The sequence below is a fragment of the Arthrobacter sp. H41 genome (assembly GCF_000520535.1).
GTDB lineage: Bacteria > Actinomycetota > Actinomycetes > Actinomycetales > Micrococcaceae > Arthrobacter_D.
The window spans coordinates 1-12,598 of the sequence record NZ_KI914810.1 but is presented as its reverse complement, the minus strand read 5'-3'; the positions used below and the strand labels follow the sequence as shown (position 1 = coordinate 12,598).

Genomic DNA, 12,598 nt, shown 5'->3' with positions numbered 1-12,598 from the left:
CAGCGGCGACGGTCGCGCTGCGGCCCAGCCGGCTCCACAGGTCCTCGGCAGTGTACGGAGCGAAGAGGCTGAGCAGGACCGCCACCGCTTCCGCGGCTTCGCGTACCGCAGGGTCCGCGCCCCCGGGACCGGAGTCGATGGCCTTGCGCGTGGCGTTGACCAGTTCCATCAGCTTGGCGACCACCACGTTGAACTTGTTGGCATTCATCAGCTCCGCGGCGTCGGCCACCGCGCGGTGGGTGATGGAGCGGAGCTCCCGGTCCCCGGAGGCGGGATCAGCTCCCGGCGCGCTCGTCACGTCGGCTCCGAGGCGCCAGGCGCGGGCCAGGAATTTCGCGGAGCCCGACGGCGAGACATCCGCCCAGTCGACGTCGTCCTCGGGAGGGGAGGCGAACACCATGGTGAGGCGGATGGCGTCGACGCCGTACCGGTCGAGCTGCTCGCTCAGGTCGACACCGTTGCCCAGCGACTTGCTCATCGCCTTTCCGCCGTTGAGCACCTGGCCCTGGTTCAGGAGCGCAGCGAAGGGTTCGGTGAAACCGACCATTCCCATGTCGTACAGGACCTTGGTGAAGAACCTGCTGTACAGCAGGTGCAGGATCGCGTGTTCCACTCCCCCGACGTACTGGCCGACGGGCAGCCAGCTGTTGACGGCGTCGGTGTCGAAGGGTGCCGTCTCGAGGTCAGGTGAAAGGAAGCGCAGGTAGTACCAGGACGAGTCGACGAAGGTGTCCATCGTGTCGGTGTCCCGCTTGGCCGCCCCTCCGCACGAGGGGCACGGAACGTTGACCCACTCCTCCACTGCCGCCAGGGGAGACGTGCCCTTCGGGGAAAGGTCCTCACCGCGCAGGTTCTCAGGCAACCGGACGGGCAGCTGGTCATCGGGGACCGGGACCTCGCCGCAGGATGGGCAGTGGATGATCGGGATGGGCGTGCCCCAGAACCGCTGCCGGGACAACAGCCAGTCGCGCAGGCGGTAGTTGATGGTGCGCTCACCCGTACCCTGCGCGGCCACCAGCTCGATGGCCCTGGCGATCGCCGCGTCCTTGGCCAGGCCGCTCAGTTCGCCGGAGTTCACGAGGGTTCCCTCGCCGGTGGTCGCGACGCCGGTCACGGCCGCGTCCTCTGCGCCGGTGTCGACGACGGTGCGGACAGGAAGGTCGAAACGGCGGGCGAAGTCGAGGTCGCGCTGGTCATGCGCCGGAACAGCCATGATGGCGCCCGTGCCGTAGTCGGCCAGGACGTAGTCCGCGGCCCAGACGGGCAGTCTCTCGCCATTCAATGGATTGACGGCGTACCGGCCGGTGAAGACGCCGGTCTTCTCCCGCTCGGTGGCCTGGCGCTCGATCTCGGACAGCGCCTTGACCTCCTCGCGGTAGGCCTCCAGCTCACCGCGCTTGTCCGGGATGACCAGGTCCAGCGCCAGCGGCGCATCGGCTGCCACCACGAAGAAGGTTGCGCCGTACAGGGTATCCGGGCGGGTCGTGAAGACTTCCACCTCGTGGCCGGCCTGACCGTCCACGGGCTCGATGGCGAAGCTGACGTGCGCGCCCTCGGAGCGTCCGATCCAGTTGCGCTGCATCGCCAGGACGCGTTCGGGCCAGTGGCCCTTGAGCTGCTCCATGTCATCCAGCAGGCGGTCCGCGTAATCCGTGATCTTGAAGTACCACTGATTCAGGTCCTTCTTGGTCACGAGGGTCCCGCAGCGGTCGCAGGCTCCGTTGATGACCTGCTCGTTCGCCAGGACGGTCTGGTCCTTGGGGCACCAGTTCACCGGTGAATTGCGGCGGTACGCGAGGCCCTTCTGGAAGAACCGGACGAAGAGCCACTGCGTCCACCGGTAGTACTCGGGGTCCGAGGTGTGGATCCTCCGGGACCAGTCGACGCTGATGGCATAGCGCTTGAACGAGTTGGCCTGGGTCTCGATGTTCGCGTAGGTCCACTCGGCGGGGTGGGCGTTCCGCTTGATGGCCGCGTTCTCGGCCGGCAGACCGAAGGAGTCCCACCCGATGGGGTGCAGGACGTCGAAGCCCTGCTGGCGGTAGTAGCGCGCGGCGACGTCCCCCATCGCGAAAGCCTCGGCGTGGCCCATGTGGAGATCCCCCGAGGGGTAGGGAAACATGTCGAGCACGTAGCGGCGCTTCCGGACGCCGTCATCGGCCGGCCGGAAGGGCTGGAGTTCCTCCCACACTGCGGGCCATCGCGCTTCGATGGCAGCGACGTCATAGGTGTTCTCGTTCGGCTGCGCGGCCTCGGGGTGGGTGCTCACTGGGTATCGCCCTGTCCTGTTCGAAGAAACGTTCATCGTGCGTGGTGCGGCTTGCCGCCGTTGCTGCGGCGGCGGGCGCGCCCGGGATCACAGTCCGGCCGGACACACAAAAGCCCCTCACACATGGAGGGGCCGCCGCACGGTTGGAACCGGGCGGCTAGGTAAGAAGGAGCTCGTGCGGCAGAGAAACAAACATGGAAATACCTTAGCAGTGTCCGCGCCCGGGTCGACCGAAGCAGCGGCGCAGGCAGGTGACGCAGACGGAGCGCGCTGACCACTGCCCGCTGAAGCCAGGCTGACCACTGCCCACTGACGCCAGGCTGCCCGACCCGTTTCCCCGAAGGGAACGAACCGGGCAGCCAGCCGGTCGGGGAACCCGGCCGCACTCGGTGTTACTGGACGTCCTCGTCGACCCAGTCGAAGGTCTTGGTGACGGCCTTCTTCCAGAGGCGCAGCTGGCGCTCACGCTCGGCCTCGTCCATCGACGGGTTCCAGCGCTTGTCCTCCGCCCAGTTGGTGGCGAGTTCGTCAGTGTCCTTCCAGAACCCGACGGCGAGGCCCGCGGCATAGGCAGCGCCGAGCGCCGTGGTCTCCGTGACCTTGGGCCGGATGACCGGGATGCCGAGGATGTCCGCCTGGAACTGCATCAGGGCGTCGTTGGCGACCATGCCGCCGTCGACCCTGAGGTCCTCCATGTCGACGCCGGAGTCGGCGTTGGCCGCGTCCAGGACTTCGCGGGTCTGGAAAGCTGTCGCTTCCAGCGCTGCACGGGCGATATGTCCCTTGTTCACGAAGCGGGTCAGGCCGACGATCGCGCCGCGGGCGTCCGAACGCCAGTACGGTGCGAAGAGGCCGGAGAACGCCGGGACGATGTAGACGCCACCGTTGTCTTCGACCGTTGTTGCGAGCTGCTCCACCTCGGGTGCGGTCTTGATGATGCCGAGGTTGTCCCGAAGCCACTGCACGAGTGATCCGGTGACGGCGATCGAACCCTCCAGCGCGTAGACCGGCTTCGCGTCCCCGAGCCGGTAGCAGACCGTCGTGAGCAGGCCGTTCTTCGAATGGACGATCTCCTCGCCGGTGTTCACGATCATGAAGTTGCCGGTGCCGTAGGTGTTCTTCGCACCGCCCTTGTCGAATGCTGCCTGACCGAATGTCGCTGCCTGCTGGTCGCCGAGGATGCCGGCCACCGGCACTTCGCGCAGCAGCTGTGAGCCGTGGACTGTGCCGTAGACCTCGGACGAGGACTTGATCTCGGGCATCATCGAGAGCGGAACGCCGAAGTCGGCGAGGATGCCCTCGTCCCAGGACAGGGTTTCAAGATCCATGAACAGCGTGCGCGAGGCGTTGGTGACATCGGTGATGTGGACGCCGCCGTCGGTGCCGCCCGTCAGGTTCCAGGTGACCCAGGAGTCTGTGTTGCCGAAGATCAGGTCGCCGGCTTCGGCTTTCTCCCGGGCGCCGTCGACGTTGTCGAGGATCCACTTGATCTTGGTTCCCGAGAAGTAGGTGGCCAGGGGCAGCCCCACCTTGGCCTTGTAGCGCTCGACGCCGCCGTCCTTCGCGAGCTCGTCCACGATGTTCTGCGTGCGGGTGTCCTGCCAGACGATGGCGTTGTAGACCGCCTTGCCGGTGGTCCTGTCCCACACCACGGCGGTCTCACGCTGGTTGGTGATGCCGACGGCGGCGATGTCGTGGCGGGTCAGGTTCGCCTTGGACAGGGCGTTGCCGATCACCTCACGCGTGTTGTTCCAGATCTCTGCGGGGTCGTGCTCAACCCAGCCGGCTCGCGGGAAGATCTGTTCGTGTTCCTTCTGACCGGAGGAGACGATGTCCCCGTGGTGGTCGAAGATGATGGCGCGGCTCGACGTGGTTCCCTGGTCGATGGCAATGACGTACTGCGACATGTCTTACTCCTTTGTTGAATGTCGTGGATCCCGCCGGCGCCCCTGGTGCCGTTGCGGGTGGCTGGGCTGGTACTAGGCGGGAAGCGGGAAATCGACGAACTGGATGGCGAGCCCGGCGAGTATGCCGCCGATGACCGGTCCCACGATCGGCACCCACGCATAGCCCCAGTCGCTGCCGCCCTTGCCCTTGATGGGCAGGAAGGCGTGGGCGATACGCGGGCCGAGGTCACGGTTCGGGTTGATCGCGTAGCCGGTGGGCCCGCCCAGCGACGCGCCGATACCGACGACGAGCAGCGCAACCGCGAGCGGACCCAGTCCCGAGGGAGTGTTGCCGAAGGACAGGATGACGAACACCAGCACGAACGTGCCGATCACCTCCGTGACCACATTCCAGCCTGCGTTGCGGATAGCAGGACCCGTGGCGAAGACACCCAGCTTGTTGGCGGGATCCGGCTCCTCGTCGAAGTGCTGCTTGTAGGCCAGCCAGCAGCCGACGGCTCCGAGGATGGAGCCCAGCATCTGTGCTGCGAGGTAGCCCATGGCGTTGATGAACGTCTTGTCCACGCCGCCCGCGAATTCGGCGGTGTCACCGTTGACCCAGAGCCCTACCGTCACCGCGAAGTTCAGGTGGGCGCCCGACAGGGCCGCCACATAGACGCCGGCGAAGACCGCAAGGCCCCAGCCGAAGTTGACCATCAGGAAGCCGCCGTTGTTGCCTTTGGTTCGAGCCAGGGCAACGTTGGCGACGACGCCGGTACCCAGCAACAACAGCAGGAAGGTACCGAACGCTTCAGCGATAAATACTTCAAGAGACATCTTTGACTCCTCTGTCTATTCATTTATTGACGGCGCCGCCGCCTCGACGGCACCGTTGGTTCCCCCCGGCAACCACTGCCGATGGCACTGCGACCGCTGGTTGGATCAGCGGCCCGATCGCAAGGGCGAAGCCCTACACGATCAAACTTTCCACCTTCACCCGGTGCGACCCGGCGAGAACCTCCGCGGCACCGCGGATCTCCTCGGCGGTCTCCGCTTCGTTCCACCCGAGCAATGGTGCGAGGGCCTGTGCGAGTTCGGTGAGCAACTCAGCCGTCACCAACCCGCGGAAGGCGAGTGAGGTGCGCCGGATCAGGATGTCGATGAGGTGGCCGACCTGCTCGTGCTCCACCATGTAGGCCACCTCACGCCCGCTGAGTTCCCTGGTGGAATTAAACAGCGTTTCGGGCTCTTCGGCGAGGAAGTCGAGAACTTCCTCCGCCCGGGTGCCGTAGCGGGTCAGGAGGATCCCGACCCTTGCCTCGTCGATTCCGGGGCGGACGGCTTTCCGGATCCAGTCGCGCTCCTCGGCTGCGCTCCTCGGGAAGCTTCTTCCTCCACCGACCGCCACACCTGCTGTCGATGAGGACCGCTGTTTCCCGAGCGCCGCGAGCGCATCGTTGGCGAGGTGCTCCGAGAGGGCACGGAACGTGGTCCACTTGCCTCCCACGAGGCTGAGCGTGGTGACCTCCCGGCTCCCCCGGGTCTCCTCGCGCTTTTCGATGCGGTAGTCGCGCGACACGAAACCGGGCTGGGTGTCGTCGTGACGGGGCAGTGGACGGACACCGGAGAAGCTGTAGACGATGTCCTCCTGCGAGACCCGAATGTCCGGGAAGACATGCCCGATCAGCTCGAAGAAGTATCCGATCTCCTCGTCGGTGCAGACGGCCTGCTCGTCGATGTCGACGTCGATGTCGGTTGTCCCCACGAGGACGCGGTCACCCATCGGATAGATGAGCACGATGCGCCCGTCGAGATGCTCGAAGAAGATCTCGGTGCCGTTGCATGCCTCGAGCAGTTCAGGGTGGTCCAGCACGATGTGCGAACCCTTGGTGCCGCCCATGAAGCGGGTCTCGGCGCCGAGCGCGCCATTCGTGCCGTCGGTCCAGGCGCCCGTGGCGTTGACGACGACGTCGGCCTGGAACGTGAAGGTCTCACCGCTCAGTTCGTCGCGGAGCAGGACACCCTCCTCGCCGTTGCCGATGGCGCTCACGTAGTTGGCGGCGCGGGCAGCGGGATTCGCGATCTGGCCGTCCCTCAGCACGTCCAGGGTGAGCCGCTCGGGGTTGTGCACCGATGCGTCGTAGTAGGTCGCCGCATACTTGACGTCCTTGCGGAGGTGCGGCATCGCGGCGAGGGCCTTCTTCCTTCCCACGAAGGAGTGCCGGGGCACGTTGCCGCCGTCCCGCGAGAAGAAGTCGTACATCGTGAGACCGGCCTTGATGAGGACCGCACCGCGCTCCACCTGCTTGCCCTGCCGATGCGTCAGGAAGCGCATGGGGGCGGAGAGGATTCCCGAGAACGTGGTGTAGATCGGGATGGTGGTCTGGAGCGGCTTCACGTAGTGGGGTGCGATCTTCATCAGGGCGTTGCGCTCGACGACGGATTCGCGGACCAGGCGGAATTCCCCGTTCTCGAGGTAACGGATCCCGCCGTGGATCATGTGGGACGATGCCCCGGAAGCGCCCTGGCAGTAGTCACCGCGCTCCACGAGTGCAACGTCGATGCCCTGCAGCGCGAGGTCCCGAAAGGTTCCGACTCCGTTGATCCCGCCGCCGATGATGAGCACCGGGGCCCGGGGGTTGTCTTTCAGCCGCTGCACCCCGGCGCGGAGGTGGGCTGGGGTGCCGTTCCCGTGGGGATGCTCGGCGGAATTCCTCAAGGTACTTCTCCGTAACTGATCGGTTTCGGTGGCTGATGCCCATTCTTCTGACCGGTGGGAATAATAGTCAACCGAATTGCACAAACGTGCAGGGGCGCCGAGACTGGGAGGATGACGGCCATCGACGACGACACCAGTCACCCGGCACCGGGCGCTTCCGGCTACCGCTCGCGGGAAGCCCTCCGTGCTGCGCAGATGTACTACCTGCAGGATCTGACGATGAACGCCATCGCCCGCGAACTGGGGACCTCGCGTTCCACCGTGTCCCGGCTGCTGTCGATGGCGAGGGAGACGGGCCTGGTGCAGATTCAGGTCAACAACCCGTCCGAGCGGGCGCCGGCCCTTGAGCAGCACATCCGCCGCCGGTTCGGCGTCGAGGCGCATGTCGTCCCGGTCGCGGACACCGTGAGCGATTCCGAGGCCCTTGAGCGCGTGGCCATCCAGGCGGCTCGGACCATCGGGCCGCTCGTCGACTCCAACGCCATCATCGGTGTGGCCTGGGGCTCCACGCTGAGCGCCGTCAGTCACCACCTGACCCGGAAACTCACGCATGACAGCGCAATCGTGCAGCTGAACGGCGCGGGAAACACCCAGACCACCGGTATCAGCTACGCGAGCGAGATCCTGCGGCGGTTCGGGCAGGCGTATGGTGCGCGTGTCGAACAGTTCCCTGTTCCCGCTTTCTTCGACCACGCCGAGACCAAGAAGGCCATGTGGAACGAGCGCAGCGTCCGGCGCATCCTCGACCTGCAGCACCGTATGACCATGGCGATCTTCGGTGTCGGGTCGATGGGCGCCGGCGTCCCCAGCCACGTGTACAGCGGGGGCTACCTCGACGCCGGTGACCTCGAGCAGCTCGAGCGGGACCGCGTGGTGGGCGATATCGCCACGATGTTCTACCGGGCGGATGGCTCGCATCGGGACATCCTGCTCAACGGGCGCAGTACGGGGCCGGACCTCACCCTGCTGAAGAAGGTCCAACGGCGGATCTGCGTGGTGTCCGGTGAATCGAAGATCCATGGACTTCGGGGGGCGCTCGCCGCGGGACTCGCGACGGACCTGATCCTCGACGAGGGCTCCGCGCGTCGGCTGATCCATTCCTGAGCGCCATGCGGAATTCCCCGTACCCGTTCCGCAGCTGGCGATGTCCACTGCCGCCCCGGGCTTCTCGGTAGAGTTCCACTATGCAACGCGCTCCGAGAGTCCAGCTCAACAACGGCTCACATATCGACGCCGTCGGCTACGGCGTGTACAAGGTGCCGCCGGAGCGGACGGCTGCGCTGTGCACGACGGCGATCGACGCGGGGTACCGCACCCTGGACACCGCGGCGCTCTACGGAAATGAAGAAGGTGTCGGGCAGGCTGTACGTCAGGCAGCGGACACCGTGGGACGCCCGGAACTCTTCCTGACGACGAAGGTCTGGAACGGCGATCACGGCTACGACGCAACCCTGCGCGCCTTCGAGGAATCCCTGGGCCGCCTGGGGCTCGACTACGTGGACCTGTACCTCATCCACTGGCCGTGCCCCGAACGCGGACTGTATGGGGATACCTACCGGGCGCTCGAACAGCTGTACCGCGACGGCCGGGCGCGTGCGATCGGTGTGTCGAACTTCCAGCAGGACCACCTCGAGCGGCTCCTCGAGGATGCAACAGTCGTGCCGGCCGTCAACCAGGTGGAACTCCACCCCTACCTCCAGCAGCACGGGCTGCGTGCGTTCCACGAAGCCCACTCGATCGCAACGCAGGCCTGGAGCCCCCTGGGCAGGGGCGCCGTCCTCGACGACCCGGTCGTCCAGGCCATCGCCACCGAGTGCGGGCGCACGCCCGCCCAGGTGATCCTGCGATGGCACTACGAAACCGGCAACCTCACCATTCCGAAGGCGAGCAGTGCCGACCGCATCGCGGGAAACCTGGACATCTTCGGTTTCGAGCTCGACGCCGGACACGGAGCCGCCATCGGGCAGTTGGACCGCGGCCGGCGGTTCGGCTCCCACCCGGACCAGGTGAACTGATGGCGGCAGCATCGGGCACCGCCGACGGCACCGTCCGCACGGAAAGGCCCGCCGTCGTCCGGACCATCCCGTGGAACGGGGTGCTCCAGCACTACTGGGATTTCCCGCCGGCTGAAACCGCGGCCGGCGGTGCCCCGGTCATCTTTCTGGTCCACGGATTCCGCGGGGACCATCACGGGCTCCTCCGGATTGTCGAGGCCCTCCCACGGAACCGCGTCATCGTGCCGGATCTCCCGGGCTTCGGTCAGTCGGGGCAGCTCGACGGCGCGCACACCACCGAGGCCTACTCGCGCTTCGTGGACCACAGCCTTGGCGTACTTGCGCTCGGGCCGTCCACAGTGCTCCTCGGGCATTCCTTCGGTTCGATCGTGGCAGCCGACTTCGCCGCCAGGCATCCCGGAAGAGTTGCCGCCCTCGTGCTGGTCAACCCCATCTGCGCTCCAGCCCTCGAGGGCCCCAGCCGCCTGGCGTCCAAAGCCGCCGAGTTGTACTACGTTGCAGCCGCGCACCTGCCCGAGGCCGGGGGCAGGGCGCTCCTTGCCAATCCGCTGATCGTGCGGCTCATGAGCGTCTTTATGGCCAAGACCCGGGTTCCCGAGGTGCGCCGCTACATCCACGCCCAGCACGCAGCCCACTTCAGCTCGTTCGCCTCGCGGCGCGTGGTCCTCGAGGCGTTCCGCGCCTCCATCTCGGGAACCGTCCGGGACAGCGCGGCGGACCTCCGGATGCCGGTCCTCCTGATCGCCGCCGAGCTCGACGACATCGGTTCCCTCGAGGGCCAGCGCAGACTCGCCGCCCTCATCCCCTCCTCGACCCTGTCGATTCTTCCCGGTGTGGGGCATCTCATCCACTATGAGAAGCCCGACGAGGCAGCGCGCCTGATCACCGATTTCCTCGCCGGCGTCCCGGCCGCTGATGCAGCCGTCGGACAGGTTCCCGGATGTACCTCCGGTCATGCTGCCGGCCACGCCGTCGAACGGTGCCCCGGTATTCCGGCGCCGTCGCCTCCGGAGCCGGCCCAGTGAGGATCGTCTTCGACGCCCGGTTCACCCGCACCGACCACCACGACGGCATCAGCCGTTACGGCGCGAGCCTCGTCGCCGCCGTCGCCGGGCTCGCGGACGTGACGATGCTCATCAGCGACGAGCGGCAGCTCGCCCTGCTGCCCGACGTCCCCCATGTCCTGGCGGGAAGCCCGCTCTCCCCCGCCGAACCGTTCATCGCCAGGACCGTCAACCGGCTGGCACCCGACGTCGTGTTCAGCCCCATGCAGACCATGGGTTCCTGTGGACGGAAGTATGCTCTGGTCCTGACCCTGCACGACCTCATCTACTACCAGAACCGCACCCCGCCGTCGTTCCTGCCCCTCCCGATCCGCGTGCTGTGGCGGCTCTACCACCTCGCCTACTGGCCACAGCGCCTGCTGCTGAACCGCGCCGACGTCGTCGCGACCATCTCCGACACCACGGCCTCCCTCATGTCCCGTCACCGTCTCACGCGGCGTCCGGTGCGGGTTGTCGGAAACGCGCCGCAGGCTTCCGCCGTTTCCCGGGCACCGGGCGGAGAACCGGAGAGGTCCCTGCTGTATATGGGCTCGTTCATGCCCTACAAGAACGTCGAGACCGTGATCGCGGGAATGGCCGGACTCCCGGACTACACGCTGCACCTGCTGAGCCGGGTGTTGGCTGACCGGCGGGCCGAGCTCGAGCAGCTGGTCCCGGACGGCGCCACCGTGGTCTTCCATGACGGCGTGAGCGACGACGAGTACAACGCGCTGCTCGCCGGGACCGCTGCCCTCGTGACGCTGTCCAGGGCGGAGGGCTACGGCCTGCCGGTGATCGAGGCGATGGCCGCAGGTACGCCGGTCGTCGCGGCGGACACGCCGATCTTCCGGGAGGTGGGCGGCAGCGCAGCGCTCTTCGTCGACCCGGATGATCCCGCGGCATTCACTGCCGCGATCCGGGAGCTCGGCTCCCCCGACCGGTGGCACCGTGCCTCAGCGGAGGGAATGACACGCGCCTCCGCCTACACCTGGGAGCGCTCGGCACGCCAACTCCTCGATGCCGCGGAAGAGGCGGTCCGCCTGTACCGGCAGCGGTGAGCGCAGGCTCCGCTGGGACAGTAAAGGATGTCAGCGAACGTCAGAGGATGTCGACGGCATCGCAGCGGATGTGCACCGGCTCGCTCGTGCGCTTTGCGGACAACTCGACGCGTCGCGCCCGCAGTCCGGCAACGGCAGACGCAGCGTTCCGGTAGGAAAAGAAGAGCAGCAGTCGGTGCCCGCCGGTTCCCGCCAGGGAGCCCGGATCGGTTTCCACAGGCTTCCCTCCTCCGGTCGGCACCGGAACCGGCCCGGCGCGGCGCACGAAGAGCCGCAGATCGATGCCCTTCACGAATGCTGCGAGGCTTTCCCTGCTGCCGGTCAGCGCCGCGTAGCGTACCGATGGTGGAAGGCCCAGTTCCTGCCGGAGCGCCAGCTCCCTCGAGGCCGCACCCAGCGGGTCCCAGCGGACGAGGTGCCCGATCGTGGCGTCGTCGTCCCCGGTGGCCACGACGAGTCCGCCCTGCTCGGCCGGGCGGGCAAGGACCGCCGCAGTGAACCATTTCCGGAGTGCGTCCTCCCCCGCGCGCAGTGATTCGCGGCTCAACAGCGCAGTGCCGTCGAGCAGGATCACCGCCGCGTACCCGTTGACGGCGAGCGGCTCCGCGCCCGGCGTTGCCACGACGACGGCGGGCACATCCGGCACGGCGTCGACGATGTGCTCGCCCGCCGAGGACACCACGGGCACTCCGGGGAAGGCACGGCCCAGTTCCTCGGCAGTACGTGTGGCACCCGATACGGTGGCCCGAATCCGTCCGCTACCGCAGTGGGCGCAGCGCCAGGAGGAATCCGGGCGTCCGCACCACCGGCAGGACAAGGGACCACCGCGGCTCAGCTGGGCCAGCGGACCCGTGCACACGGTGCACCGCGCAGGGTTCCTGCACTGCTCGCAGGCGGTGGCGGGGGAGAACCCCGTCCGTGCGACCTGCAGTAGCACCGGGCCTTTCCTCAGCCCCTCCTGGGCCGCCTTCCATGCTGCATGCGGGATGCGGGCCTGGGCGGCGAGGGGATCGCGCTCCACCTGGAACGCGTCGGTGGCATGCTGCACGCGCGGGGTGCTGCGCCGGATCTCGGGGCGGCCGGGGTGGATGGACCGCGCCCACCCCCCGTCGACCAGGCGCTGCGCCTCAGTGCTCCGCGCCACCGAGGCCAGGAGTGCCGCCGCCTGCTCCTGCTCGGCGCGCAGCAGCACGACGTCCCGCACGTGATGGTACGGGGCACGCTGTTCGAGGTGGAGGTCGTCGCCGTCGTCCCACAGGCAGACAAGGCCGAGATCCTGCACGGGGGCGTAGGCCGCCGACCGCGTGCCCACCGCCACACGCGCCTGCCCGTGGAGCAGTCGGAGGAAGTTGCGGTAGCGCGGCGTCGGGCCGTCCTCGCCGGTCAGGCGCGCCACGATGTCCGGACCGAGGCGGTTCACCAGCGCCGCTTCCACGCGGGCCAGGTCTCGCTGGTCCGGAACGACGACGACGGCGCCGCGGCCGGAGGTCACCACTGCGGCGACCGCGTCGGTCACCTCTTCCGGCCAGGCCCGCGGTCCGAACCCTCCCACCGACGTGAGGACAGCGCGCGGCGACTCCCCCGCCGCAAGATGCAGGAGGAACGCCT

The 12,598-nt window shown here is 67.5% G+C and carries 9 protein-coding genes; 4 read left to right on the top strand and 5 right to left on the bottom strand.

Annotation, left to right across the window (positions count from 1 at the left end; genetic code table 11):
* From leuS to Y705_RS0112015, 4 genes are all read right to left on the bottom strand, one after another.
* The coding region (gene leuS, locus Y705_RS19540; protein WP_081738015.1) for a leucine--tRNA ligase at nt 1-2,305 on the bottom strand (2,305 nt) is incomplete at its 3' end.
* A gap of 356 nt (nt 2,306-2,661) precedes the next feature.
* Complete coding sequence (gene glpK, locus Y705_RS0112025) at nt 2,662-4,176, bottom strand: glycerol kinase GlpK (RefSeq protein WP_026533037.1); 1,515 nt, start codon at nt 4,174-4,176, stop codon at nt 2,662-2,664.
* 72 nt (nt 4,177-4,248) lie between these two features.
* The gene (locus tag Y705_RS19535) at nt 4,249-4,992 is read right to left on the bottom strand and encodes an MIP/aquaporin family protein (RefSeq protein ID WP_049822679.1); all 744 of its coding nucleotides are present in this window, start codon (nt 4,990-4,992) and stop codon (nt 4,249-4,251) included.
* 133 nt (nt 4,993-5,125) lie between these two features.
* Nucleotides 5,126-6,874, bottom strand: a complete 1,749-nt coding sequence (locus tag Y705_RS0112015; RefSeq protein WP_026533036.1) for a glycerol-3-phosphate dehydrogenase/oxidase — start codon at nt 6,872-6,874, stop codon at nt 5,126-5,128.
* Nucleotides 6,875-6,985: 111 nt separating this feature from the next.
* Here Y705_RS0112015 and Y705_RS19530 point away from each other — a divergent pair, with 111 nt between their 5' ends.
* The 4 genes from Y705_RS19530 to Y705_RS0111995 all read left to right on the top strand — a co-directional run bounded on the left by Y705_RS19530 (nt 6,986) and on the right by Y705_RS0111995 (nt 10,990).
* A complete protein-coding gene (locus tag Y705_RS19530) occupies nt 6,986-7,978 on the top strand; it encodes a sugar-binding transcriptional regulator (RefSeq protein WP_081738014.1) in 993 nt (330 codons plus the stop codon).
* Between the two features lie 80 nt (nt 7,979-8,058).
* Nucleotides 8,059-8,889, top strand: a complete 831-nt coding sequence (locus Y705_RS0112005; protein ID WP_026533035.1) for an aldo/keto reductase — start codon at nt 8,059-8,061, stop codon at nt 8,887-8,889.
* Complete coding sequence (locus Y705_RS19525) at nt 8,889-9,914, top strand: alpha/beta fold hydrolase (RefSeq protein ID WP_081738013.1); 1,026 nt, start codon at nt 8,889-8,891, stop codon at nt 9,912-9,914. The genes Y705_RS0112005 and Y705_RS19525 overlap by 1 nt, the downstream gene beginning before the upstream one ends.
* The gene (locus Y705_RS0111995) at nt 9,911-10,990 is read left to right on the top strand and encodes a glycosyltransferase family 4 protein (protein ID WP_026533034.1); all 1,080 of its coding nucleotides are present in this window, start codon (nt 9,911-9,913) and stop codon (nt 10,988-10,990) included. The genes Y705_RS19525 and Y705_RS0111995 overlap by 4 nt, the downstream gene beginning before the upstream one ends.
* A 40-nt stretch (nt 10,991-11,030) precedes the next feature.
* On the opposite strand, the gene Y705_RS22375 is transcribed toward Y705_RS0111995, so the two are convergent.
* Nucleotides 11,031-12,598: hypothetical protein (locus Y705_RS22375; RefSeq protein WP_026533033.1), on the bottom strand; the 1,568-nt coding region annotated here is incomplete at its 5' end.

Bases quoted from the DNA above. Each gene is read 5' to 3' on its own strand.
- glpK (WP_026533037.1), bottom strand. From the start codon at position 4,176: ATGTCGCAGTACGTCATTGCCATCGACCAGGGAACCACGTCGAGCCGC.
- Y705_RS19535 (WP_049822679.1), bottom strand. From the start codon at position 4,992: ATGTCTCTTGAAGTATTTATCGCTGAAGCGTTCGGTACCTTCCTGCTG.
- Y705_RS19530 (WP_081738014.1), top strand. From the start codon at position 6,986: ATGACGGCCATCGACGACGACACCAGTCACCCGGCACCGGGCGCTTCC.
- Y705_RS0112005 (WP_026533035.1), top strand. From the start codon at position 8,059: ATGCAACGCGCTCCGAGAGTCCAGCTCAACAACGGCTCACATATCGAC.
- Y705_RS19525 (WP_081738013.1), top strand. From the start codon at position 8,889: ATGGCGGCAGCATCGGGCACCGCCGACGGCACCGTCCGCACGGAAAGG.